The sequence below is a fragment of the Comamonadaceae bacterium M7527 genome, assembly GCA_021044545.1.
Classification (GTDB): domain Bacteria; phylum Pseudomonadota; class Gammaproteobacteria; order Burkholderiales; family Burkholderiaceae_C; genus RS62.
This window is the reverse complement of record CP087990.1, coordinates 685,777-708,448: the sequence shown is the minus strand read 5'-3', so window position 1 is coordinate 708,448 and position 22,672 is coordinate 685,777. Positions and strand designations below refer to the sequence as shown.

General features: G+C 56.9%; 22 protein-coding genes, 1 other RNA gene and 1 pseudogene. 15 read left to right on the top strand and 9 right to left on the bottom strand.

Annotated elements, in window-relative coordinates:
* Positions 1-43: 43 nt before the first annotated feature.
* Positions 44-140: signal recognition particle sRNA small type (ffs, locus tag LN050_03340), an RNA gene on the bottom strand.
* Between the two features lie 97 nt (positions 141-237).
* Here ffs and dnaX point away from each other — a divergent pair.
* The 4 genes and pseudogenes from dnaX to LN050_03320 all read left to right on the top strand — a co-directional run bounded on the left by dnaX (position 238) and on the right by LN050_03320 (position 3,150).
* A pseudogene (gene dnaX, locus LN050_03335) lies at positions 238-1,359 on the top strand (DNA polymerase III subunit gamma/tau).
* 346 nt (positions 1,360-1,705) lie between these two features.
* Positions 1,706-2,095 (top strand): hypothetical protein, encoded by a 390-nt coding sequence (locus LN050_03330; GenBank protein ID UFS56890.1) that lies wholly within the window; start codon positions 1,706-1,708, stop codon positions 2,093-2,095.
* 61 nt (positions 2,096-2,156) lie between these two features.
* The gene (locus tag LN050_03325) at positions 2,157-2,486 is read left to right on the top strand and encodes a YbaB/EbfC family nucleoid-associated protein (GenBank protein ID UFS56889.1); all 330 of its coding nucleotides are present in this window, start codon (positions 2,157-2,159) and stop codon (positions 2,484-2,486) included.
* A 10-nt stretch (positions 2,487-2,496) separates the two neighbouring features.
* Positions 2,497-3,150, top strand: a complete 654-nt coding sequence (locus LN050_03320) for a recombination protein RecR (GenBank protein UFS56888.1) — start codon at positions 2,497-2,499, stop codon at positions 3,148-3,150.
* Positions 3,151-3,181: 31 nt separating this feature from the next.
* Here LN050_03320 and LN050_03315 read toward each other — a convergent pair whose 3' ends face one another.
* On the bottom strand, positions 3,182-4,588 hold the full coding sequence (locus tag LN050_03315) for a transglycosylase SLT domain-containing protein (protein UFS56887.1): 1,407 nt from the start codon (positions 4,586-4,588) through the stop codon (positions 3,182-3,184).
* A gap of 7 nt (positions 4,589-4,595) precedes the next feature.
* Positions 4,596-5,390 (bottom strand): hydroxyacylglutathione hydrolase, encoded by a 795-nt coding sequence (gloB, locus tag LN050_03310; GenBank protein ID UFS56886.1) that lies wholly within the window; start codon positions 5,388-5,390, stop codon positions 4,596-4,598.
* 90 nt (positions 5,391-5,480) lie between these two features.
* Between gloB and LN050_03305 the strand changes: the two genes are divergently transcribed.
* Together LN050_03305 and rnhA are read left to right on the top strand one after the other, a co-directional pair.
* Positions 5,481-6,278 carry a methyltransferase domain-containing protein gene (locus LN050_03305; GenBank protein UFS56885.1) on the top strand — a complete coding sequence of 266 codons (798 nt, stop codon included), beginning with the start codon at positions 5,481-5,483 and terminating at the stop codon, positions 6,276-6,278.
* Positions 6,275-6,712 carry a ribonuclease HI gene (rnhA, locus tag LN050_03300; protein UFS56884.1) on the top strand — a complete coding sequence of 146 codons (438 nt, stop codon included), beginning with the start codon at positions 6,275-6,277 and terminating at the stop codon, positions 6,710-6,712. Before LN050_03305 ends, rnhA begins: the two co-directional genes overlap by 4 nt.
* A gap of 69 nt (positions 6,713-6,781) precedes the next feature.
* Here the strand turns inward: rnhA and moaA are convergent, their stop codons facing one another.
* The gene (gene moaA, locus LN050_03295; protein UFS56883.1) at positions 6,782-7,930 is read right to left on the bottom strand and encodes a GTP 3',8-cyclase MoaA; all 1,149 of its coding nucleotides are present in this window, start codon (positions 7,928-7,930) and stop codon (positions 6,782-6,784) included.
* A 149-nt stretch (positions 7,931-8,079) separates the two neighbouring features.
* Between moaA and ppa the strand changes: the two genes are divergently transcribed.
* Positions 8,080-8,610: an inorganic diphosphatase gene (ppa, locus tag LN050_03290; protein UFS56882.1), complete on the top strand. Its 531-nt coding sequence runs from the start codon at positions 8,080-8,082 to the stop codon at positions 8,608-8,610.
* Between the two features lie 78 nt (positions 8,611-8,688).
* On the opposite strand, the gene LN050_03285 is transcribed toward ppa, so the two are convergent.
* Positions 8,689-9,882 carry a GNAT family N-acetyltransferase gene (locus LN050_03285; protein ID UFS56881.1) on the bottom strand — a complete coding sequence of 398 codons (1,194 nt, stop codon included), beginning with the start codon at positions 9,880-9,882 and terminating at the stop codon, positions 8,689-8,691.
* Positions 9,883-9,909: 27 nt separating this feature from the next.
* On the opposite strand from LN050_03285, the gene LN050_03280 reads away from it, so the two are divergent.
* Positions 9,910-11,562, top strand: a complete 1,653-nt coding sequence (locus tag LN050_03280; GenBank protein UFS56880.1) for an NAD+ synthase — start codon at positions 9,910-9,912, stop codon at positions 11,560-11,562.
* Positions 11,563-11,588: 26 nt separating this feature from the next.
* On the opposite strand, the gene LN050_03275 is transcribed toward LN050_03280, so the two are convergent.
* Positions 11,589-12,599 carry an asparaginase gene (locus LN050_03275; GenBank protein ID UFS56879.1) on the bottom strand — a complete coding sequence of 337 codons (1,011 nt, stop codon included), beginning with the start codon at positions 12,597-12,599 and terminating at the stop codon, positions 11,589-11,591.
* A gap of 181 nt (positions 12,600-12,780) precedes the next feature.
* Between LN050_03275 and LN050_03270 the strand changes: the two genes are divergently transcribed.
* Positions 12,781-13,119, top strand: coding sequence for a P-II family nitrogen regulator (locus LN050_03270; GenBank protein ID UFS56878.1), 339 nt, complete (start codon positions 12,781-12,783; stop codon positions 13,117-13,119).
* Between the two features lie 28 nt (positions 13,120-13,147).
* Here LN050_03270 and LN050_03265 read toward each other — a convergent pair whose 3' ends face one another.
* The 3 genes from LN050_03265 to LN050_03255 are packed head-to-tail and all read right to left on the bottom strand — an operon-like array spanning position 13,148 to position 14,725.
* A complete protein-coding gene (locus LN050_03265) occupies positions 13,148-13,735 on the bottom strand; it encodes a TIGR00730 family Rossman fold protein (protein ID UFS56877.1) in 588 nt (195 codons plus the stop codon).
* Positions 13,732-14,136 carry a diacylglycerol kinase gene (locus tag LN050_03260; GenBank protein ID UFS56876.1) on the bottom strand — a complete coding sequence of 135 codons (405 nt, stop codon included), beginning with the start codon at positions 14,134-14,136 and terminating at the stop codon, positions 13,732-13,734. Before LN050_03260 ends, LN050_03265 begins: the two co-directional genes overlap by 4 nt.
* Before the next feature lie 40 nt (positions 14,137-14,176).
* Entirely contained in the window at positions 14,177-14,725 is a 549-nt protein-coding gene (locus tag LN050_03255) for an RDD family protein (protein ID UFS56875.1), read from the bottom strand.
* A gap of 251 nt (positions 14,726-14,976) precedes the next feature.
* Between LN050_03255 and LN050_03250 the strand changes: the two genes are divergently transcribed.
* The 6 genes from LN050_03250 to pbpG all read left to right on the top strand — a co-directional run bounded on the left by LN050_03250 (position 14,977) and on the right by pbpG (position 22,597).
* Positions 14,977-16,755, top strand: coding sequence for an acetolactate synthase 3 catalytic subunit (locus LN050_03250; GenBank protein ID UFS56874.1), 1,779 nt, complete (start codon positions 14,977-14,979; stop codon positions 16,753-16,755).
* Positions 16,756-16,903: 148 nt separating this feature from the next.
* Entirely contained in the window at positions 16,904-17,395 is a 492-nt protein-coding gene (ilvN, locus tag LN050_03245) for an acetolactate synthase small subunit (GenBank protein UFS56873.1), read from the top strand.
* A gap of 70 nt (positions 17,396-17,465) precedes the next feature.
* Entirely contained in the window at positions 17,466-18,479 is a 1,014-nt protein-coding gene (ilvC, locus tag LN050_03240) for a ketol-acid reductoisomerase (GenBank protein UFS56872.1), read from the top strand.
* A 202-nt stretch (positions 18,480-18,681) separates the two neighbouring features.
* The gene (pssA, locus tag LN050_03235; protein ID UFS57304.1) at positions 18,682-19,449 is read left to right on the top strand and encodes a CDP-diacylglycerol--serine O-phosphatidyltransferase; all 768 of its coding nucleotides are present in this window, start codon (positions 18,682-18,684) and stop codon (positions 19,447-19,449) included.
* 265 nt (positions 19,450-19,714) lie between these two features.
* Complete coding sequence (locus tag LN050_03230) at positions 19,715-21,256, top strand: 2-isopropylmalate synthase (GenBank protein ID UFS56871.1); 1,542 nt, start codon at positions 19,715-19,717, stop codon at positions 21,254-21,256.
* A 318-nt stretch (positions 21,257-21,574) separates the two neighbouring features.
* Entirely contained in the window at positions 21,575-22,597 is a 1,023-nt protein-coding gene (gene pbpG, locus LN050_03225) for a D-alanyl-D-alanine endopeptidase (GenBank protein UFS57303.1), read from the top strand.
* Positions 22,598-22,672 lie beyond the last annotated feature (75 nt).

Here is a 22,672-nt window from a genome sequence, read left to right as displayed (position 1 = left end):
GGATGGAGTTCAGTTTGTTGTACTGATTGGCAAAAGAAAGAAGGGTGACGAGCCTTGACCCCGGCACTGGATTCACAGTTAGGGCTGCTTGGTTCCCCATCTGACCCGGTTGGCCGCTTCACCATGCGGGAAGGCCCGTCGAGGGTTATTGTAACGGCGTGCGAATGACCTTTCACCATGTCTTGTCAGATTGAGCGAATGCCAGGCGGCGATCTATTGCACATAGAATCTAGGGCTATGGCTTATACCGTTCTTGCTCGCAAATACAGACCGCGCAACTTTTCCGAGTTGGTGGGGCAAGAGCACGTGGTGCAGGCTTTGGGCAATGCTTTGCGCACGCAGCGCTTGCATCATGCCTATTTGTTTACCGGTACGCGTGGCGTGGGTAAAACCACAGTGTCCCGAATTTTGGCCAAGTCGCTCAACTGTGTGGGCGCTGATGGCCAGGGCGACATCACGGCTGAGCCGTGTGGCGTGTGCCAGGCCTGTACCGACATTGATCAAGGCCGCTTTGTCGATTACACCGAGCTGGACGCCGCGTCCAACCGTGGTGTGGACGAGGTGCAAAGCCTGTTGGAGCAAGCGGTTTACAAGCCTGTGCAGGGGCGCTTCAAGGTGTTCATGATCGACGAGGTGCACATGCTGACCAACACGGCGTTTAACGCCATGTTGAAAACGCTTGAAGAGCCCCCCGAATACCTTAAATTTGTGCTGGCCACCACAGACCCACAAAAAGTGCCGGTAACGGTGTTGTCGCGGTGTTTGCAGTTCAACTTGCGTCCTATGCCCGCGCAAACGGTGGTGGAGCACTTGCAAACCGTATTGGGCGACGAAGGCGTTGAGTTTGACCTGGGCGCGTTGCGTTTTATTGGCAAGTCGGCGCACGGCTCTATGCGTGATGCGCTTAGCCTGACAGACCAGGCTATTGCCTTTGGCAATGGCGTGCTTCAGGAAGAGCCTGTGCGCCAAATGCTAGGCGCTGTAGATGCCAGCCATGTGTTTGAGCTGATTGAGGCGCTGGCTCACAACCGTGGCGCCGATGTGGTGGCCATGATTGATGCGGCCAGACTGCAAGGCCTTAGTGCGGCGACCACGCTGGAGGAAATGGCTGGTGCTTTGCAGCGCATGGCAGTGTTGCAAGCCACAGGCAAGGGTGACGAGACAGATCCAGATTTTGAGCAACTCAAAGCGCTGGCAGATGCCATGCCCGCAGACGAGACCCAGCTGCTGTACAGCTTGTGTTTGCATGGCCGTGGCGAGCTTGGCTTGGCACCAGACGAGTACGCGGCACTCACCATGGTGTTGCTGAGGCTGTTGGCGTTCAAGCCGGGCGCTGTGCAAGCGTCGGCTGAAAAAAAAGCCTGAATAATGGCCAAGCGCTGGTAGTTGCTAAACCTGCACCGGCACCTGCTCCTGCTCCTGCTCCTCAAATAGCGCCTGCAACACCAATTGCGCAAGCTCAACCTGTTGCCCCTGCGGCAGTCGCCCAGCAAGCATCCCAACCAAAACCGGCCAGCATTGCGGCCCCGGCGCCGGCACAAGCACCTGAGCAAGAGCTGCCAGTACCCATTACCCGCATGCCTGTGCGCGAGTCCAGAGACGAGCAGCCTGTTGCACGCACGGCAACAGTTGACCGGGTCCAGCCGCCCGCAGCTGCGCAGCACGCGGCAGCGACGTGCAGCTGGTGTGCACGCCTGAAGGCGATATGTGGTTAGATACCGTCAAGACCCTGATTGAGCAAGAGCGCGTCAGTGCATTGGTGCGAGAGTTGGCTTTGCAGTCGCAGTTGGTGGCTACCGACGAGTCGTCAACGCCTGCACATTGGCTGCTGCGCATTGAGCGCGAGTCGCTTAACCAGGGCTCAAACAAGGAACGCTTGCAAACAGCGCTTGCGCAAGCGGGCTGCGAGGTGCAACTGGGCGTAGAGCTGGGTTTGGTGCAAGACACGCCAGCCAAACGCATGGCAGCAGCGGCTGCGCAAGCCTTGCACGAGGCCGAGCAGATTATTTTGAATGACCCGTTTGCCCAGCAAATGATGCAAGAGTTTGGCGCGGTCATTGTGCCGGGCACACTCCGGTCTGTACCTGCCGCGTAAGGGGCAGTGCAGTCTGATGTAAAAAAATTGTTACCCACTTGGTTTATTGAAAGGACACAACATGTTTAACAAGGGACAAATGGCAGGCTTGATGAAGCAAGCGCAGGCCATGCAAGACAACCTCAAAAAAGCGCAGGCCGAGTTGGCCAATATCGAGGTGCAGGGCCAGTCCGGCTCAGGCTTGGTAAAGGTCACCATGACCTGCAAAAACGATGTGCGTCGCGTGGAGATTGACCCCTCACTAATGGGTGACGACAAAGATATGCTGGAAGACTTGGTGGCTGCGGCGTTTAACGATGCAGTGCGTAACGCAGAAGCCACGTCAGAGGCCAAGCTGGGCAAAATTACCGCGGGTATGCCTGGCATGGGCGGCATGAAGTTGCCTTTCTAAGCCTATCTGTATGGCTCAACCCGGTGGTGCTTTAGACCAGCTAACGCTTGCCCTGCAACGCTTGCCAGGCGTCGGGGCGAAGTCGGCTGCGCGCATGGCGTTTCACCTCATGCAGCAAGACGTAGAGGGCGCACGTCACATTGCCCGCGCGCTTGATGAAGCCGCGGCGCGCATTCGTCACTGCGCCTGTTGCTACACATTGACTGAAGCGGTGGTGTGCGCCACTTGCTCAGACGCCACAAGAGACGCCACGCAATTGTGTGTGGTGGAGACGCCCGCCGACCAAGCCGCGCTTGAGCGCACGGGTGCCTTTCAGGGCTTGTACTTTGTGCTCATGGGGCGCCTAAGCCCTTTGGACGGTGTAGGGCCCAAAGAGATTGGCTTGCGCCGATTGTTTGACCGCATCAATCCAGAGCTGGCCCAGCAAGGGGAAGATGCTGAGCTGGCGGCTCAAATCCCTGAGCACGCGCAAGTGCCGGTTGCAGAGGTTATTTTGGCCACCAATTTCACGGCAGAAGGTGAGGCCACAGCCCACGTGATTGCGCAGGCCATGAAAGATTTACCGCTGCGCGTCACGCGCCTGTCGCGAGGTGTGCCGGTGGGCAGCGAACTGGAGTACGTTGACCTGGGCACTATCGCGCACTCCTTGCTGGCCAGGCGCTAGCAACCAGCAACTAGAAATACTGTAGAAAGCGTTAGCGCACCTGCACGATCAGTGTCTGGCCTATGCGAATGTAGCTGCGCGATTTCAAGTTGTTCCACTTGGTGATGGCGCTTACCGACACGCCGTATTTGCGCGCTATTCCTGACAAGGTGTCACCCTTGCGCACCTTCACGCGCAGCTTGCTGAACTCTGGCGCCAATGCCAGCTGGGCGTTGTCGGCAACGTATTCGGTTACGTTGGCAGTTTTGTTGGCGCTTCGCTTGATCAGCACGGTAGAGCCTTTGCGCACCAGCATGCGAGGTGGGATGTTGTTGACCTGGCGCAGCTCTGACTCTGACATGCCAACTTGCTTGGCCAGGTCACGCGGCTTCATGTTGCGCTTCACCACAAATGCAGTCCAGGAGGCCAGAGGTCCGCTGTGTGCCTTGAGTCGTATCTTGAAGTCCGCGGCGTTGTCCCACGGCAGCAAGATGGAGGGTGTGCCGTTGGCCAAAATAACCGGGTGTTTTAACGACGGGTTAAGCGTTCTAAAGGCGTCTACAGAGACGCCTGCGAATTCAGCGGCCAAGCTCACGTCTATGTCGCGCTCAATGGTGACCACATCAAAAAACGGGTGGTTGGGGATGGAGGGCAGGTCTACCGAGTAGGCACTTGGGTTGCTAACAATATTTTTAACGGCCTGCAGCTTGGGCACGTAATTACGCGTTTCTGCTGGCATGCGCAAGTCCAGGTAGCCCGTACCTTTGCCTGCGGCTTTGTTGCGGGCGATGGCGCGGCGCACATTGCCTTGCCCCCAGTTGTAGGCCGCCAGCGCCAGATGCCAGTCACCAAACTGTTTGTGCAGGCTCTCCAAGTAATCGAGCGCAGCGTTGGTTGAGGCAATGACATCGCGTCTGTCGTCACGAAAAGAGTTTTGGCGCAGGTCAAAAGAGCGACCGGTAGCTGGCATGAATTGCCACATGCCAGCGGCTTTGGCATGAGAGACTGCCTGCGGGTTGAAGGCGCTTTCAATGTAGGGAAGCAGGGCCAGTTCGCTGGGCATTCTTCTGCGCTCCAGCTCGTCCACAATATAAAAAATATAGCGGCTGGAGCGCTCAGACATGCGGTCTATGTAGTCAGGGCGAGAGGCGTACCACTGCACACGTGAGTCCACCAACTTGCCGTCAATATCGGGCATGGCAAAGCCGCGACGTATACGCTCCCACATGTCTTGTGGTGGGGCGGTTGCAGCCACACCGCCGAGGTTGGTGGCCGTGGCTGCGTCCAGCTGGCTTAGAGGCCCTTCTGGTATGACGGCAGGGCCTGAATAGTCAGCGGTAGAGGCTCTTGCAGGTTGGCTTGCACTGCCTGGCACAGCCAGGCTTGCACAACCAGACAACACAACGGCGGTCACACCCAGCAGCGCCAACACAGCGCGGCGGTAAACAATAAACAGCATTGGCAATTTAGAAATTATTTTTCCACGCGCGCAAGGCACCAAAAATGGCATCAGGTTGCGCAGGTGTTTGGGGAAATTGGCTCAACACACTGGTTGCAATGTCAACATGGTTGACACGCAAAAAGGGGTTGATCTCACACTCGGTACCAAGGCGCACAGGCAGCGTGGGCAAGCCTTTAGCGCGCAATGATTCGACTGTAGAACTGTAACCCAGTAAGGCTTGGTTTTGCGGATCGACAGCGCGGGCAAATTTTAAATTTGATAAGGTGTACTCGTGTGCACAGCACACCCAAGTCTGTGGGGGTAGCGCAGCCAGCTGCGCCAGCGAGGCGCGCATTTGCGCAGGCGTGCCCTCAAACAACCGGCCGCAGCCCCCAGAAAACAAGGTGTCACCACAAAACAAGACGCTACCCAAGTCTGCAACGTCTGCGGCATGAAACGCCACATGCCCCAGCGTGTGGCCAGGTACATCCAGCGTGGTAAACGTGGTGCCCAGCACGTTCAATGTGTCTGAGCCGCGCACAGCGTGGCCCTTGGCGCTGTCCAGCTGATTTACGAAACCGAGCTGCTCGTTGGCTGGGTAATACACATCGCAGGCATATTGCTGTTGCAGCGCCAATACGCCGCCGGTGTGGTCACCGTGGTGGTGCGTGACCAAAATAGCCACCAGATCCAAGTCCAGCTGCGCCAGCGTGGCCTGCACAGGGGCGGCGTCGCCAGGGTCAACCACCAAGGCTTGTTGGCCGTCGTGCAGCAGCCACAGGTAGTTGTCGTCAAAAGCGGGAATGGGCAATAAATGCATGGGGTTTCTCGTGGCCTGCGCCGATGTGACACACGACAATAGGGGATTGTCACGTGGCGTGTCGTTATTTGCTACCCGGATATTCTAAGTTTGCTTACCAATTCCCATGACTTTTTGCGGCAATGCTGGCTAGATTGGCTGCAAGCCAACACAGATGAGGTTGTGCGCGACCTGTTTGGCTACCATGCCATCCAGCTGGGTTTGCCGGAGCTAGACGGTCTGAGCGCCAATCGCATGCCGCACCAGTGGTTGGCGCAAGTGGACAGCTACGGGCCAGACTGCCGCGCTTTGGGCACTGCCCCAGGCGCAGAGGTAGACCTTGATTGCGACAGCCACGCCTTGCCATTTGAGTCTTCCAGCCTGGACCTGGTGGTCATACCCCATACCTTGGAGCGCGCGGCTGACCCGCACGCGACGCTGCGCGAGGTGGCCAGAGTGCTGATGCCTGAGGGGCATGTGGTGATTGCGGGGCTAAACCCATTCAGCCTGTGGTCTGTGCGCCAGAGCCGGTTTGATTGGTCGCAGCGCTTTGGCTTGAAGGGCGGGGCGCAGTTCGCGCCGTTTGATGTGGCAGCCAGGCACTGGATTGGTTTGTGGCGCTTGCGCGACTGGTTAAAGCTGCTGGGCTTTGAGGTGCAATTGGTTAAAACCGGTATGTACCGCCCGGGTGTTGCCTCGTCCAAGTGGGCTCAGCGTTGGGCTTGGCTGGAGCGGTGGGGCGCCAGGCTGTGGCCGTTTGCCGGTGGCGTATACATGCTGGTGGCCGTAAAAAAAGTACGCGGCATGCGCGTGATGGGCCCCAGCTGGAGTCGCAAACGTGTGCGTGGCCGGGCCAGAGTGGCAGCCAAGCAACCCGCGCGCGTTATGAACGACAATCCCTCCCCATGAACGAAGTCATCATTTACACAGACGGCGCTTGCAAAGGTAACCCAGGCCCTGGCGGTTGGGGCGTATTTTTAAAAAGCGCAGGCACCGAAAAAGAGTTGTTTGGCGGCGAAGCCAACACCACCAACAACCGCATGGAAATGATGGCCGTTATCAAGGCCTTGCAAGCCTTGAAGCGCCCATGCAAGGTTACGCTGTACCTGGATAGCGAGTACGTGCGCAAGGGCATTACAGAGTGGGTCAAGGGCTGGAAAGCGCGAGGCTGGAAAACAGCGGCCAAGCAGCCCGTTAAAAACGTTGACTTGTGGCAAACCCTTGATGATCTGGTGGCCAATACCGAGCATGAACTAACGTGGCGCTGGGTCAAAGGCCATGCTGGTGACCCTGGCAACGAGCGCGCCGACATGCTGGCCAACAAAGGTGTAGACAGCCTTTAAGCCGGCTGCTGATGACTGTGGGTTTGGCTGTGGCTTTGGTTATTGGCGGCCTTGTGACAAGCCGCTGGCTTAACCGCCTATGTAACTCATCTCAATGCGTTGTTCGGCATTGCCAGCCGGCAGCACACCAGCTTGCCTGAGCGCTGAGTACTGGTCTGCGCGTGCGCCCCAAGCCGCGGCCAAATAGTTCGCTATGGCGTCTGGCGTGGTGACCTTGGCGTTGCGTATCAGGCCTTTCATGTCAAAGCCTGCGCTTGCAAACAAGCAGTTGAACAGCTTGCCGTCTGTTGACAGGCGTGCACGGTTGCACTCATGGCAAAAGGCCTGGGTCACACTGGAGATAAAGCCTACCTCGCCCAGGCCTGGGTCTACCTGTCCATGTGCGCCCACGTAGCCAAACCGTTTGGCGGTCTCGCCGCTGCTGTTGGCCTTCAAGGCCTGCATGGGCCAGTGGGTTTGCAGCAAGGCCAGTACATCGGCGCTGGGCAGCACCTCGTCCATGCGCCAGCCGTTGCTGGCTCCTACGTCCATGTACTCGATAAAGCGAAGTGCCACGCCTGTGCCTCTGAAGTGCCTGGCCATGGGCACAATCTGGTCTTCGTTGGTGCCGCGCTTGACCACCATATTCACTTTGATGTTGTCAAAGCCCGCCGTTTGCGCTGCTTCTATGCCTTTGAGCACGTCGGCTACCGGAAAGTCCATGTCGTTCATTTGCCGAAATACCAGGTCGTCCAAAGCGTCCAGGCTGATGGTCAGGCGGTTCAGGCCCGCGTCTTTCAGCGCTTGGGCTTGGCGCGCCAACAAGCTGGCGTTGGTGGTGAGCGTAAGGTCTAGCGGCTTGCCGTCTGTTGTGCGCAGGGCGCTGAGTTGGGCTATGAGCACATGCAGGTGCTTGCGCAGCAGTGGCTCACCGCCGGTAATGCGCAGTTTGCGAACGCCCAGCTGGGTTGCGGCTTGTGCCACAGCGGTGATTTCCTCAAAACTCAGCAATTCGCTTTGGGCCAAATACACATGGTCGCGGTTGAACACACTCTTGGGCATGCAGTAGCTGCACCTGAAATTACATTTGTCCGTCACGCTGATGCGCAGGTCGCGCAAGTGCCTACCCAGCTGGTCAGCGGTGTTGGGGCCGGCCGACACGTTGCCAACATCTGGCCAGGCGAGGGCGGCGGGTTGAGCTTTTACAACAGGGATGACGCGTGTATTGGAAGTAGCCATGGCTATATTGTGCTGCAAGCATGCCGCCTTGCATGTTGCAGCGCGAATACCATTGGTCTTGTGTCAGCTACAGTTCAGTAAAATCAGCCCCAATTGGCCCACCCATGCTGCATGGTGCCAGCCCCATTTTTAGACCCTAGAGAGAACTTATGTCCTTAAACAACGTCACGCCCGGTAAAAACGTTCCAGACGCATTCAACGTCATCATCGAGATTTCTGCCAACGCAGACCCCGTGAAGTACGAAGTTGACAAAGATACCGGTGCGATTTTCGTAGACCGCTTTGTGGGCACCGCCATGCACTACCCCACAAACTATGGCTATGTGCCACAAACCATCGCGGGTGACGGTGATCCGGTAGACGTATTGGTAATGACCCCCTTCCCATTGCCCCCAGGCGTGGTGATTCCTTGCCGTGCCGTAGGCATCTTGAACATGGAAGACGAAGGCGGCATGGACGGCAAGGTACTGGCAGTGCCCACAGACAAGCTATTGCCAACCAATGCCAACGTGCAAGACATTGGCGACGTGGCAGAAGCCACCAAGGCCCAAATCGCCCACTTTTTCGAGCACTACAAAGACCTGGAAAAAGGCAAGTGGGTCAAGGTTGTGGGCTGGGAGGGTAAAGCCGCCGCCCATAAAGAAATTACAGACGGTATCGCCAATTACGCCGCCAAGTAAATTAATTGGGGTGCCTGCACCCTAAACCCGGTTCAGCCCCAGCGGGGTTGGGCAGGCCCAACGTGATACGGCTGCGCGTCAATCTGCGCGTGTTTTAAACGGGCTGTGGGCTTGCAAATCCTGAACATAGGCTTGCATACCTTGCGTTTCACGCTCCAGGTAGCGGTCTACGGCGTCGGCGAAAGCTGGGTGGGCTAGCCAGTGGGCGCTGTAGGTGGTTTGGGGCATGAGGGCTCTGGCCATTTTGTGCTCGCCTTGGGCGCCGCCCTCGAAGCGGGCCACGCCGTTGTCTATGCACCAGGCCAGTGGTTGGTAGTAACAGGCTTCAAAGTGCAGGCAGTCCAAACGCGCCAAGGCTCCCCAGTAGCGGCCAAAGGCGGCAATGGCCCGGCCGTCGCTGTCCAGCTCCAGGCCAATCAGGCTACAGGCAAAGGCTTGGTCAGACGGTGAGTAGGCCACGCACATCAACCAGTTGTGCGGCATGTGCTCGCGCATGGCTTGAAAAAACGCGGGCGTGAGGTAGGGCGCGTTGCCGTGTTCCAGATAGGTTTGCTGGTAGCAGCGGTAGAACAATTGCCAGTCATCTGCTGTGATGTCAGTACCGCGTCTGGTTTCAAAGCGTACGCCTGCGTCTGACACTTTGCGCCGCTCTTGCCTGATTTTCTTGCGCTTGTCTTGTGCCAACGTGGCTAAAAACGCATCAAAGCTGTCGTAGCCTGGTTGCGTGTTGTGCCAATGAAACTGTACGGTCTGGCGCATCAACAGACCTTGCGCTTCGCACGCAGCGCGGTCTGACTCGCTGATAAACAAGGCGTGTAGGGACGACACGCCAATATCAGTACAGGTTTGCACGGTGGCAGCCAGCAATGCCGATTGGTCTGCTGCTGTTGCCGCGATCAAGCGCGGCCCTGGCACGGGTGTAAACGGTGGCGCAATCACGGCCTTGGGGTAGTAAGTCAGGCCATGCTCCTGGTAGGCGCGTGCCCAGGCAAAATCAAACACGTATTCGCCGTAAGAGTGTGACTTCACGTACATGGGGCACACGCCCACCAAGCGTTGTTCGTCAGCGTGCCACAGGCTTACAAAATAGGGCTGCCAGCCTGTATCGGCCACGGCGCTGGCGCTGCTGTGCATGGCTGCTATGTATGCGTGGCGCACGAAGGGGTTTAGCGATGCGTTGCCGGCACACGCCAAAAGCAAGCCATCCCACTGGTCTTGCGCAATGCTGGCGGGGTCCTGGATGATGCGGGTGACATAATTGCCAACGCTCATTGCTTTGCTGTCCACGTTTTATTACCTATGCGCATTTCTGTTGCTCAGTTCAATTTTGTTGTTGGCGATTTGGTTGGCAATGCCCAGCGCATCGTACAAGCCGCCACCGATGCGCACGCAGCCGGTGCCCAGCTGTTGCTAACCCCAGAGCTGGCGTTGTCGGGTTATGCCGCTGAAGACCTGTACTTGCGCGAGCAGTTTTTGCAAGCTGTTGATGATGCCCTGAAAACCATTGCTGCGCGCACAGCACACCTGGAAGGCCTGCATATTGTGGTGGGACACGCCGCGGCGCGGCGCGAGCAAACGGTTCGCACAGAAGCCATATCGACACCGCCTTGCCTCAATATGGCTACGGTATTGCATGCAGGCGAGGTGGTGGCCAGCTACGCCAAGCGTGAGTTGCCCAACTACCAGGTGTTTGATGAGCGCCGCTACTTTGAGCCTGGGCAAGATGTTTGTGTGTTTGACGTGGCGGGTACCAAAGTCGGCTTGTTGATTTGTGCAGACGCCTGGTTTGAGCAGCCTGCTCTGGATGCCCAAGCCGCCGGTGCGCAAGTACTGGTTGTGATCAATGCCTCGCCATTTCACATGGGTAAAGGCGCGCAACGCGAGGCGGCCATGGCCCAACTGGTGCAGCGTGTGCCGCTGCCTCTGGTGTATGCCCACATGGTGGGCGGGCAAGATGAGCTGGTGTTCGACGGGCGTAGTTTTATGCTGGATGCGCGCGCGCAGGTGGTTGCCAGAGCGCCCAGTTTTGTTGAGACGCTCATCACGTGGACCTTGGCCGGGGCGAATGACGTGGCCGTTGAGCAAGGCGAGCTGAGCGACTTGTGGCAAGCGCTGGTAATGGGCGTTCGCGACTATGTGGGCAAAAACAAATTTCCTGGTGTGGTGTTGGGCTTGTCTGGCGGCGTGGACTCGGCTTTGGTGTTGGCCATAGCCGTAGACGCCTTAGGCGCACAGCGCGTGCGCGCCGTGATGATGCCGTCACCGTATACCGCTGATATTTCCTTGTTGGACGCCGCTGAAATGGCCAAGCGCATGAATGTGCGCTACACAGAGCTGGATATTACGCCGCACTTTGAGGTGTTCAAGCAGTCACTGGCGCGGGAGTTTGATGGCATACCAGAAGACACCACTGAAGAAAACCTGCAAGCGCGTATCAGGGGCACCTTGCTGATGGCGCTGAGCAATAAGTGGGGCAGCATGGTGCTCACCACAGGTAACAAGAGCGAAATGGCAACCGGCTACTGCACGCTTTATGGCGACATGGCTGGCGGCTTTGCCGTCATTAAAGACGTTCTTAAAACAAGGGTGTTTGCGCTGTGCAACTGGCGCAACGCCAACAACCCCTTTGCGACCTGCGACGACCCCATACCCGAGCGCATCATCACGCGCCCGCCCAGTGCCGAGCTGCGCGCGGACCAAACAGACCAGGACAGCTTGCCCGAATACGCGGTGTTAGACGCCATCATTGCGGCTTATATGGAGCAAGACGTCGCCCCTGCTGACATTGTGGCCAGCGGTTACGCCGAGGCAGATGTGGCCAAAGTGGTGCGCCTGATTCGCATCAACGAATACAAGCGCCGCCAGTCGCCCCCTGGCGTGCGCGTGAGTCACAGGGCCTTTGGCAAAGACTGGCGCTATCCGATTACAAACCGGTTTTTTGCAGCGGGTTGATCACCCCAGCAGGCACTTGGCAGGCATCAAGCCAGCTGGAATACCGCTTTTGTGTGCCCCACATCCAGCTTGGCCGCGTTTTTGAGCGGGCCTGGCACGTAGGTGCGCAAGGCATTGCGGGCGCTGTCTGTCATCCAGCCCAGTTGCTCCAGTGCGGCCATCATCATGACCATGAGCATGTCCAGGTTGCCGTCTGCAATTTTGCCAACAATGGCTTCGCCGCGTGAGCGGCTGGTGATGGTTTGTACGCCGTCTGCCCCAACCTTGGATATCCAGTCGCCACCGCCAGCGCGGGTGATGGCAAGGTCGTTTCTGCCCATGCCACTAACCATGGCGGGGTGTTCGCTCATGGCTTGAAACACGCGCTGTGGGCCGCGGCCGTAGGGCCCACCTGCTTCGGTTTTGGTGAGTTGGGCAAAAGCGCGCGCCAGGTTGGGCAGAGGCACTGCGAAGTTGGGCACGCTGCAGCCGTCTATGCCCACCACCAGTTGGCTGGGTTGCATGCCGCAAAAGTGGCACACGCTAGCCACAATGGCTTGCTGCACAGGGTGTTCCAGGCTGGTGTATTGCTGGTGAGACACGCCCAAAGCACAGGCCAACATCAACATGCCGGCGTGCTTGCCCGAACAGTTGTGGTGTAAGCGGTTGTAGGTAGGTGGCTCTGGCGGGGTGATTTTGTTGGTGGTGTAGTAATAGGGCAGGTGAGTGCCACACAGCAAGTCGGCCTCAGAGCGGCCTGCGCGACTCAACATTGATGCGGCGCGGCTGGCGTGGGCGGCTTCGCCGTTGTGGCTGGCGCATAGCAAGGCGACATCGGCGTCGCTCAAGTCAAAGTTGTCGGCAAACTGCGCAATCAGCGGCATGGCCTGAAAGGGCTTTAGCGCTGAGCGTGTGAACATGGGCGTTTGCATGTCTCCGGCATGGGCAACGAGTTTGCCGCGCTTGTCAACCACAGCAATAGAGCCGTAGTAGATATTTTCAGGGTGGTTGCCCCGAAATGTGACAACGGTTGGCATGTGTTTGGGTAGCGTAGACATGGACAAAGTTGTGGTGCGACCTCAAGCGCGTAAAGCGTGAACAGACTGAGATTATGGGCTACCACAGCACTCTTGCGCGCCAGGGCTTCAAGGCTTGGGCATAATGTCATGCTTAGCGCTTATGGCTCACGCCTGCAGCCGCACCAACGTCTATTGTTAGCCCCCACTAAGGAGTTGCCTCGTGAAGCAAATTACCGCCGTAATCAAGCCGTTCAAGTTGGAAGAAGTGCGCGAAGCGCTGGCCGAGCAAGGCGTGACCGGCTTGACAGTGACCGAGGTAAAGGGCTTTGGCCGACAAAAAGGTCACACCGAGTTGTACCGTGGTGCCGAGTATGTGGTGGACTTTTTGCCCAAGGTCAAGATTGAGGTGGTCGTGGCTTCAGACGACGTAGAGCGCTGCGTGGACGCCATTGTGACCGCCGCACGCACGGGCAAAATTGGCGATGGCAAGATATTTGTAACGCCTGTTGAGCGCGTGGTGCGCATACGCACAGGCGAGCAGGACGAAACCGCGATCTAAAGCCAGCCTGCGAAAGCCAAAAATCCGGCTATATCGCAGTTGTCTTCAAGGCCGCATTGAATCCAGCCTGCTGCACCAGCGTTTGCAGCAGAGCAGCCGGTTGTGTGCCGACTTCCATCAGGGCCAGCTGCCTGTCATCCATGAATTCGGCTTGGCGAGCGGTGTTGATAAACGCGTTCAAGCCGTCGTAGTAGCCGTTGATGTTGAGCAAGCCAACAGGCTTGTTGTGATAGCCCAGCTGACGCCACGTCCAAATCTCAAACAACTCTTCAAACGTACCAATGCCGCCAGCCATGGCGACAAACGCATCTGCACGCTGTGCCATGATGGCTTTGCGTTCGTGCATTGTTTGCACCACCACCCACTCGTCGCAGTCGGTGTTGGCCACCTCGCGTTCTACCAGGGCCTGAGGCATGACGCCCAGCACACGTCCGCCGGCCGCTGCGCAAGCCTTGGCCACCGTGCCCATGAGGCCGGTATTGCCGCCGCCGTACACCAGTTGGCCGCCGTGTGTGCCAATCCAGTGGCCTACAGCTGTAGCCGCTGCCACATGAGCCTGGTCTGTGCCTGGCCTGGAGCCGCAGTACACAGCCACTGAAAAGTTGACGGGCTTCATAAGTCCAATACCCGCTCAGCAATAGCGGCCAGCCACACGCCTGCGCACAACAACAAGGCCAGTAACACGGCGGCGCTGCCCAAGTCTTTGGCGCGCTTGGACAGTTCGTGGTGGTCTTCGCTGATGCGGTCAATGGCGCTCTCAACCGCTGTGTTGAGCAGCTCTGTGATCAGCACCAAGACCACTGTGGCCAGCAGCATCGCCACCTCCAGCCAATGGCGGCCAATGACAAAGGCCAGGGGGAGCATTGGCACGGCCAACTTGGCCTCAAATGCAAATGCAGGCTCCAGCCAGCCACTTTTCAGGCCAGCTAAAGAGTACTTGAAGGCGTAAGGCACGCGGGCAAAGCCTTTGCGTTTGGTGGTGGGCTTGCCGCTGGGTTCTTGATTGGGGTTGTTCATGGCAGAGTGTTTTCAAATACAGGACGCGTTGAGGCTGGCATTAAGTCTTGGCCTGGCCAGTGAGCAAGCGGGGCTTTACGTAGGAGGTGACCTGCGTGCCAGCCCACACATCGTGCAAGAACTGACGCTTGGCATTGAGTCGCGCCGTGTTGGCCCAGATAAACGCCCACAACAACACCCAAGCTGTAATCGCACCCGCACCAGAGCCCATCAGTTTGCCAAACAGCAATGGCGGCAGCAGCCATACCCAGCACAACACATAACGCACAACGGCCTGACGCCAGGTTGGCAGCTTGCTGCCATCGTGGGCGTCAACCAAGCGCAAGTGCCAGGTTTTCATGGCCAGGGTTTGACCGCTGCGCGTCCACTGCCAGCAAAAGTAGGCGCCCAGCACGATAAACAGCACAGCTTGCTGCGCTGTTCGGTTGTCCAGACCGCTGCGTGTGTTGGTGAGCACGCTAAAGACATAGTCGGTGGCAAACGTCACCCCAAACAGCAGCATACCCTCGTACAACCAGGCGGCCATGCGGCGTTTGAGGCTGGGTATGTCTGTTGGTGCTGCTGTTGTGGTGTGGTCGTTGTCGGTCATGGCTGATGTGGTGATTGGTCAGGCATGTATTGTCGCTTGAGTCATGTGCGCGATGTCGCAAAGGGGTAAGCTGTTGAAAATACATGCCATAATGCTAGCTGCACAACTTACTTGCAAACGGATAACAGTCGCGCGGGATGCATACATTGAGGCCCGCCAATGTCTGTTGTCTTAAGTCTCAAGCCTGCCTCAAAAGGGTTTCGCGAGAGGCACCCACGGTTTTTCGTTAGAGAAAATCTCAAAGGTTCATCATGAAAATCAATTCTGCGGAAATCAACTCCGCCGCCCACGCCGACGCTGCTGGGCAAGCACCTGAGCTGATGGGCTCGGAAATCCTCGTCAAGTCCTTGCAAGCCGAAGGTGTCCAGCAAATCTGGGGTTACCCCGGTGGCGCTGTGCTCTACATCTACGACGCACTGTACAAGCAGGACACCATTCAGCACGTATTGGTGCGCCACGAACAAGCCGCTGTGCATGCTGCCGACGGTTTTGCGCGCGCCACGGGCGAAGTGGGCGTAGCACTTGTAACGTCTGGCCCAGGTCTGACCAATGCTGTCACTGGTATTGCCACGGCGTACATGGACAGCATTCCCATGGTGATCATCAGCGGCCAGGTGCCGACGGCAGCCATTGGCCTAGACGCCTTCCAGGAATGCGACACCGTGGGCATTACGCGCCCCATCGTGAAACACAACTTCCTGGTCAAGCACCCGGCTGACCTGGCCGAGACCATGAAGAAAGCCTTCCACATTGCCCGCTCTGGCCGTCCTGGTCCGGTGGTGGTGGATGTGCCCAAAGACGTGTCATTTCAAAAGACGCCCTACGCTGGTTACCCAGAAACGGTGGAAATGCGCTCTTACAACCCCGTGCGCAAAGGCCACGGCGGACAAATTCGCAAGGCGTTGCAGCTGCTGCTAACGGCCAAGCGCCCCTACATCTACACCGGCGGCGGTGTGCTGTTGGGTGAGGCCGTAGCTGAGTTGCGCGAGTTGGTGGACTTGCTGGGCTACCCCGTTACCAACACGCTGATGGGCTTGGGCGCGTTCCCGGCCAGTGACAAGCGCTTCCTGGGCATGCTGGGCATGCACGGCACCATTGAGGCCAACAACGCCATGCAAAACAGCGATGTGCTGTTGGCTGTGGGCGCGCGCTTTGATGACCGCGTGATTGGCAACCCCAAGCACTTTGCGCAAAACGAGCGCAAGATCATTCACATAGACGTAGACCCTAGCAGCATCTCCAAGCGTGTAAAGGTTGACGTGCCAATTGTGGGCGACTGTAAAGACGTGTTGCGCGAGTTGATCAACATGATCAAAGAGACGCAGCAGCGTGTGGACCCCGCCGATTTGGCCGCATGGTGGCACACCATTGAAGAATGGCGCTCACGCGACTGCTTGAAGTACGACCGCGACAACACGGACGTGATCAAGCCGCAAAAAGTCATTGAAACCCTTTGGGACATGACCAAAGATGCCGACGCGTACATCACGTCAGACGTTGGCCAACACCAAATGTGGGCGGCGCAGTACTATGGTTTTGACAAGCCACGCCGCTGGATCAACTCAGGTGGCTTGGGCACCATGGGCGTGGGTATTCCTTACGCCATGGGCATTAAGCTGGCCAAGCCAGACGCCGAGGTGTTTTGCGTAACAGGTGAGGGCTCGGTGCAAATGTGTATCCAGGAGCTGTCGACCTGCTTGCAATACAACACGCCCATCAAGGTGTTGTCGCTGAACAACCGTTACCTTGGTATGGTGCGCCAGTGGCAAGAGGTGGAGTACGCAGGCCGTTACGCCAGCAGCTACATGGACGCACTGCCCAACTTTGTGAAGCTGGCTGAGGCCTACGGTCACGTGGGTATTCTGGTTGAGCACGCCAAAGACGTGGAACCTGCGTTGCGTGAGGCGCGCCGCCTGAAAGACCGCACCGTGTTTGTCGACTTTAGAACAGACCCTACAGAAAACGTATTCCCCATGGTGCAAGCCGGCAAGGGCATTACGGAAATGCTGTTGGGCTCTGAAGACTTGTAAGGCACACCCAGCAGCACATCACACCAGCCTTGGCACTCGCAGCGCCTTAGCGCGCTGCCAACGCCTTGGCTCTTTTTTGAGTCTATTGCCTGCCAAGCCAGCGTATTACCGTGCGCTGGGGAGGGCGGCGAAAAGAAGCACCCACACCATGAAACACATCATTGCAGTTTTGCTAGAGAACGAACCCGGCGCGCTGTCGCGCGTGGTAGGTTTGTTCTCAGCCCGTGGCTACAACATTGAGTCCTTGTCTGTTGCACCTACAGAAGACCCCAGCTTGTCGCGCATGACCATACAAACGGTTGGCTCTGAAGACGTCATCGAGCAAATCACCAAGCACTTAAACCGCCTCATTGAGGTTGTGAAAGTGGTAGACCTCACAGAAGGCGCTTACACCGAGCGCGAGCTGATGCTGGTTAAAGTGCGCGCCGTAGGCAAAGAGCGCGAAGAGATGAAGCGCATGGCCGACATCTTCCGTGGCCGCATCATTGACGTGACCGACCGCTCTTACACCGTTGAGCTAACGGGTGATCAAAGCAAAAACGATGCGTTTTTGCAGGCCATTGACACCAGCGCCATTTTGGAAACCGTGCGCACTGGCACCTGTGGCATTGGCCGGGGTGAGAGAATACTGCGCGTATAACGGCTTTGCCCGCACACACATTTCATTTGTTTAGTTTGTTTTTCAATCCATTTTTATAACGAGGACCACCATGAAAGTTTTTTACGACAAAGATTGCGATTTGAGCCTGATCAAAGGCAAGACAGTTGCCATCATTGGCTACGGTAGCCAAGGCCACGCACACGCACAAAACCTGAACGAGTCTGGCGTCAAGGTCGTAGTGGGCTTGCGCAAGGGCGGCGCCTCATGGGACAAGGTTGGCAAAGCTGGCTTGAACGTTGCCGAAGTCAACGATGCAGTTGCAGCCGCTGACGTTGTAATGATTTTGTTGCCAGACGAGAACATTGCTGACGTCTACCGCAGCATTGAGCCACACCTCAAGCAAGGCGCTTCCTTGGCGTTTGCCCACGGTTTCAACGTGCACTACAACCAAGTGGTTCCACGTGCTGACCTGGACGTGTGGATGGTGGCGCCCAAGGCCCCTGGTCACACCGTTCGTAATACCTACACGCAAGGTGGCGGCGTGCCACACCTGGTAGCGGTACACCAGGACAAGTCAGGCAAAGCGCGTGAACTGGCCATGAGCTACGCAATGGCCAACGGCGGCGGCAAGGCCGGCATCATTGAGACCAACTTCAAAGAAGAAACCGAAACCGACTTGTTCGGCGAGCAAGCCGTGTTGTGCGGTGGTGCGGTTGAGCTGGTGAAAATGGGCTTCGAGACCCTGGTTGAAGCGGGTTACGCACCCGAGATGGCTTACTTTGAGTGCTTGCACGAGCTCAAGCTCATCGTGGACCTGATCTACGAAGGCGGCATTGCCAACATGAACTACTCCATCTCCAACAACGCAGAGTTTGGTGAGTACGTGACCGGCCCAGAGGTTATCAATGCCGAGTCGCGCGAAGCCATGCGCAACGCCTTGAAGCGTATCCAAAACGGTGACTACGCCAAGATGTTCATTCAGGAAGGTCGCCTGAACTACCCGTCAATGACTGCACGTCGTCGCAACACGGCTGATCACCAGATCGAAGTCGTGGGCGAAAAGCTGCGCGCCATGATGCCCTGGATTGCCAAGAACAAGCTGGTAGACCAAACCCGCAACTGATACAAGTCGCTTGGACCCAATGGGGCCAAGCCTGTTGTATTGAAAAGGCCACATCGGTGGCCTTTTTCTTTGTGGGCTGCGCGCACAGCAGCGGGTGAGGGTGCTTTAAACTGTAGCTCTTGCCGAATTGAACGACCATATGACCGTTAACAAAAACGAACCAAGCAGCGAATCCAGCACCGGTGCATCTTCAGCGTCAGCCATGCCGTTGCGTAAAAAAGGTATTTACATGTTGCCCAACATGATCACCTTGGCCGCTTTGTTTGGTGGCTTTTATGCGGTGGTTATGTCCATGAATGGCCGCTTTGACCTGGCCACGCTGGGCATTTTTGTGGCCATGATTTTGGACAGCCTTGACGGACGTGTCGCCCGCATGACCAACACCCAAAGCGCGTTTGGTGAGCAAATGGACTCCTTGAGCGACATGGTGTCATTTGGCGCCGCGCCTGCGCTTATTGCCTATGAGTGGACGCTGCGTGACTTGGGGCGCTGGGGGTGGATTGCAGCGTTTGTGTACGTATCTTGCGCGGCCCTGCGCCTGGCGCGCTTCAACGTCAACACAGGTGTTGTTGACAAGCGTTATTTCCAGGGCCTGCCGTCACCGGCTGCGGCAGCCTTGGTGGCGGGTGCCATTTGGTTGTCTGGCGAGATTGAGCTGGATCCAACCCAGTTGGCCTGGCCTATGTTTGCACTCACCTTGTATGTGGGTTTGACAATGGTTACCAATGTGCCGTTTTACAGCTTCAAAGACATGCACCTCAAGAAAAGCGTGCCGTTTGCCGCGATTGTGGCGATTGCTTTGGGCATTGCTGTTGTCAACATTCATCCGCCAACCGTGCTGTTTGCGTTGTTCATGGCTTATGGCCTGTCTGGCTATGCCTTGTATGGCTGGCGCAAATTCAAGGGCCAGCCCACTAGCATGATCAGCACTTCAACAGACGAGCCGGATGAGCGCGGATTGCACGATTAAGCGCGATCAAGCGTGGTGAAGCCTGCTCAGGCGCAGTCAACCCAGATTAACAAGGGTGACAATGGGTTTGACACTTTGTGATACATTCTCGCTATGAATTTTTCAGCACGCACCTGCGCCAGCAGCCTACACCTGCTAAGCCTACTGACCAAAGGGTCGGTTGGTTGACGCGCGTGCGCTTCTGAACCAACGGCCCGTTTGCCAGCGCAGCGGGCCGTTTTTATTTGTACCTGTGCTAAGTTGTAAAAACCTCTCGGAGTAAGTCATGACGGATAAGCTTGTAATTTTTGACACCACTTTGCGCGACGGTGAGCAGTCGCCCGGCGCTTCCATGACGCGTGACGAGAAGCTGCGCATTGCGCGCCAGTTGGAGCGGCTGAAGGTGGACGTGATCGAGGCGGGCTTTGCCGCCAGCTCAAACGGTGACTTTGAGGCGGTGAAGGCGATTGCCGACGCGGTGAAAGACTCCACCATTTGCTCGCTGGCCAGGGCCAATGACAAGGACATTGGCCGAGCAGCCGACGCTTTGGCCGGTGCTGCCTCTGCGCGCATACACACGTTTATTGCCACCAGTGCCTTGCACATGGAGAAGAAGTTGCGCATGACACCCGACGAGGTGTTTGAGCAAGCCAAGCTGGCTGTGCGTTATGCGCGCAGCCGTGTGGGTGATGTGGAGTTCAGTCCGGAAGATGGCTACCGCTCAGACCCCGACTTCCTGTGCCGGGTGATTGAAGCTGTGATCAACGAAGGTGCGACCACCATCAACATCCCGGACACAGTGGGCTACGCCGTGCCCGAGTTGTATGGCAACTTCATTAAAAACTTGCGTGAGCGTATTCCCAACTCAGACAAGGCGATTTGGTCTGTGCATTGCCACAACGATTTGGGTATGGCCGTGGCCAACTCATTGGCAGGTGTGCAAATAGGTGGCGCGCGTCAGGTCGAGTGCACCATCAACGGTTTGGGTGAACGTGCTGGCAACTGCTCACTTGAAGAGGTGGTGATGGCGGTGCGCACACGCAAAGACTACTTTGGCCTGGACGTGGGCATAGACATCAGTCAAATCGTGCCTGCTTCTCGCATGGTGAGTCAAACCACTGGTTTCGTGGTGCAGCCCAACAAGGCGGTGGTGGGTGCCAATGCGTTTGCCCATGCGTCTGGTATTCACCAAGACGGCGTACTCAAGGCCCGCGATACCTATGAAATCATGCGCGCCGAAGACGTGGGTTGGAGTGCCAACAAAATTGTGTTGGGCAAGCTCAGCGGGCGCAACGCGTTCAAGCAGCGCTTGCAAGAGCTTGGCATCGCCATGGAGTCTGAGGCCGACATCAACACCGCATTTGCCAAGTTCAAAGAGCTGGCAGACCGTAAGGCCGACATTTTTGACGAAGATATTTTGGCCTTGGTCAGTGAGGAGCAAGCGGGTAGCGCTGCCGAGCTGTACAGCCTGGTGTCCTTGTCGCAAAGCAGCGAGACAGGCGAGAAGCCCACTGCCAGCGTGGTGTTCAATGCCAAAGGTGCCGAGCTTGCGGGCACCGCAACCGGCAACGGCCCCGTAGATGCGTCCTTGAAGGCTATTGAGAGCCATGTCAACAGTGGCGCAGAGTTGGTGTTGTATTCCGTAAACGCCATCACCTCTGGTTCTACTGAAAGCCAGGGTGAAGTCACAGTGCGCCTGCAGCACTCTGGACGCGTGGTCAACGGCGTGGGTGCTGACCCAGATATCGTGGTCGCGTCTGCCAAGGCTTACCTCAGCGCTTTAAACAAGTTGCACAGCACGGCTGAGAGGGTGTCTGCACAAGGCTGATCGCTTTTGTAGCAGCCTGCGCTATAGGCGCCGACCGTTGGTTTAATCCGCTCTAGTGAAATACCGCTGACAGGCCAATGCCTGTCAGCGGTATTTTTTTGTCTGTTGCATTTGCGTAACTAATTAATTTTTTAATGCTTCAGTCCTCAACAAAGCGATATACCAGTTGAAAAACCGTGTCAAGTGTTTTCTTATGGCTTCATTTTTGAAGCTAGACCCAGTCTAGCTATATTGCTTAAATGCTTGAAATTACTGGACATTTTCATTTTTCCCCTTAAAATGATTCGAAGCGATAAAGACCAAACCCGGGGACAAGGTATTTTGAAATCACGTCTAACACTGTTGAGTGCTGCCTTTGTAGGAGTCACACTGCTGTTTGGCGCGGCCACTGTGCGTGAGGCTCAGGCAAAAGAGCCGCGTGTGGTTGCCAAGAATTACGCCACCAAAGTTGTCAAGACCAGTGCGCGAAGCACCACCAGCAAGCGCAAGGTCAGCAGCCGTAGCCGTTCGTCATCTGTATCTGCCGCAAGCCAACTGGGCTTGAACCAGACGGCTGATCCGCTGAACCTCAAGTCCAGCGTGGCCCTGGTGATTGACCAGGACACGCACGAGGTGTTGTTTAGCAAAAACGACGAAGCGGTGCTGCCCATTGCATCACTCACAAAACTGATGACTGGCCTCATCATCAACGACGCCAATTTGGATATGGACGAGAAAATCGTCATCACGCGCGATGACGTGGACCGTATCAAGAAAAGCTCGTCACGTTTGCGCTTGGGCACCAAGCTCACACGTGGACAGGCATTGCATCTGGCTTTGATGTCCAGTGAAAACCGTGCAGCACATGCCTTGGCCCGTACCTTTCCAGGCGGTGAGGCGGCGTTTGTTGCCAACATGAACGCCAAAGCCAGCTTGCTGGGTATGACAGACACAAGCTACGTAGAGCCCACAGGCTTATCCAGCAAAAACAAGTCAAGCGCGCGCGACTTGGCCATTTTGGTCTCTGTAGCGCACGACAGGCCGCTGTTGCGCGAGTTGTCTACCGCTGAGTCCACGTCGGTACGATCTGGTCGCAGCCGTTTGAAATACGTGAACAGCAACGGCCTGGTGCGCTCGGACGATTGGGATATTGGCTTGCAAAAAACAGGCTACATACGCGAAGCAGGTCGCTGCCTGGTGATGCAAACAGCAGTTGCGGGGCGCAATTTGATCATGGTGTTTTTGGACTCCAAGGGCAAGTACACGCGCTTGGCTGATGCGCGTCGCGTACGCAAGTGGGTGGAGACCACCAACCCCATCGGCGAGCATGCCGCGACCATCGCCAACAGCAACCGTTCATAGCAACAAAGGCGCAGCCCGTTGACACGTGACAAAGCCACCCTTGGGTGGCTTTTTTGTGGCTTCAAGTTGTCTGGT

Bases quoted from the DNA above. Each gene is read 5' to 3' on its own strand.
- LN050_03330 (UFS56890.1), top strand. From the start codon at position 1,706: ATGTGGTTAGATACCGTCAAGACCCTGATTGAGCAAGAGCGCGTCAGT.
- LN050_03325 (UFS56889.1), top strand. From the start codon at position 2,157: ATGTTTAACAAGGGACAAATGGCAGGCTTGATGAAGCAAGCGCAGGCC.
- LN050_03320 (UFS56888.1), top strand. From the start codon at position 2,497: ATGGCTCAACCCGGTGGTGCTTTAGACCAGCTAACGCTTGCCCTGCAA.
- LN050_03315 (UFS56887.1), bottom strand. From the start codon at position 4,588: ATGCTGTTTATTGTTTACCGCCGCGCTGTGTTGGCGCTGCTGGGTGTG.
- gloB (UFS56886.1), bottom strand. From the start codon at position 5,390: ATGCATTTATTGCCCATTCCCGCTTTTGACGACAACTACCTGTGGCTG.
- rnhA (UFS56884.1), top strand. From the start codon at position 6,275: ATGAACGAAGTCATCATTTACACAGACGGCGCTTGCAAAGGTAACCCA.
- moaA (UFS56883.1), bottom strand. From the start codon at position 7,930: ATGGCTACTTCCAATACACGCGTCATCCCTGTTGTAAAAGCTCAACCC.
- ppa (UFS56882.1), top strand. From the start codon at position 8,080: ATGTCCTTAAACAACGTCACGCCCGGTAAAAACGTTCCAGACGCATTC.
- LN050_03285 (UFS56881.1), bottom strand. From the start codon at position 9,882: ATGAGCGTTGGCAATTATGTCACCCGCATCATCCAGGACCCCGCCAGC.
- LN050_03280 (UFS56880.1), top strand. From the start codon at position 9,910: ATGCGCATTTCTGTTGCTCAGTTCAATTTTGTTGTTGGCGATTTGGTT.
- LN050_03275 (UFS56879.1), bottom strand. From the start codon at position 12,599: ATGTCTACGCTACCCAAACACATGCCAACCGTTGTCACATTTCGGGGC.
- LN050_03265 (UFS56877.1), bottom strand. From the start codon at position 13,735: ATGAAGCCCGTCAACTTTTCAGTGGCTGTGTACTGCGGCTCCAGGCCA.
- LN050_03260 (UFS56876.1), bottom strand. From the start codon at position 14,136: ATGAACAACCCCAATCAAGAACCCAGCGGCAAGCCCACCACCAAACGC.
- LN050_03255 (UFS56875.1), bottom strand. From the start codon at position 14,725: ATGACCGACAACGACCACACCACAACAGCAGCACCAACAGACATACCC.
- LN050_03250 (UFS56874.1), top strand. From the start codon at position 14,977: ATGAAAATCAATTCTGCGGAAATCAACTCCGCCGCCCACGCCGACGCT.
- ilvN (UFS56873.1), top strand. From the start codon at position 16,904: ATGAAACACATCATTGCAGTTTTGCTAGAGAACGAACCCGGCGCGCTG.
- ilvC (UFS56872.1), top strand. From the start codon at position 17,466: ATGAAAGTTTTTTACGACAAAGATTGCGATTTGAGCCTGATCAAAGGC.
- pssA (UFS57304.1), top strand. From the start codon at position 18,682: ATGCCGTTGCGTAAAAAAGGTATTTACATGTTGCCCAACATGATCACC.
- LN050_03230 (UFS56871.1), top strand. From the start codon at position 19,715: ATGACGGATAAGCTTGTAATTTTTGACACCACTTTGCGCGACGGTGAG.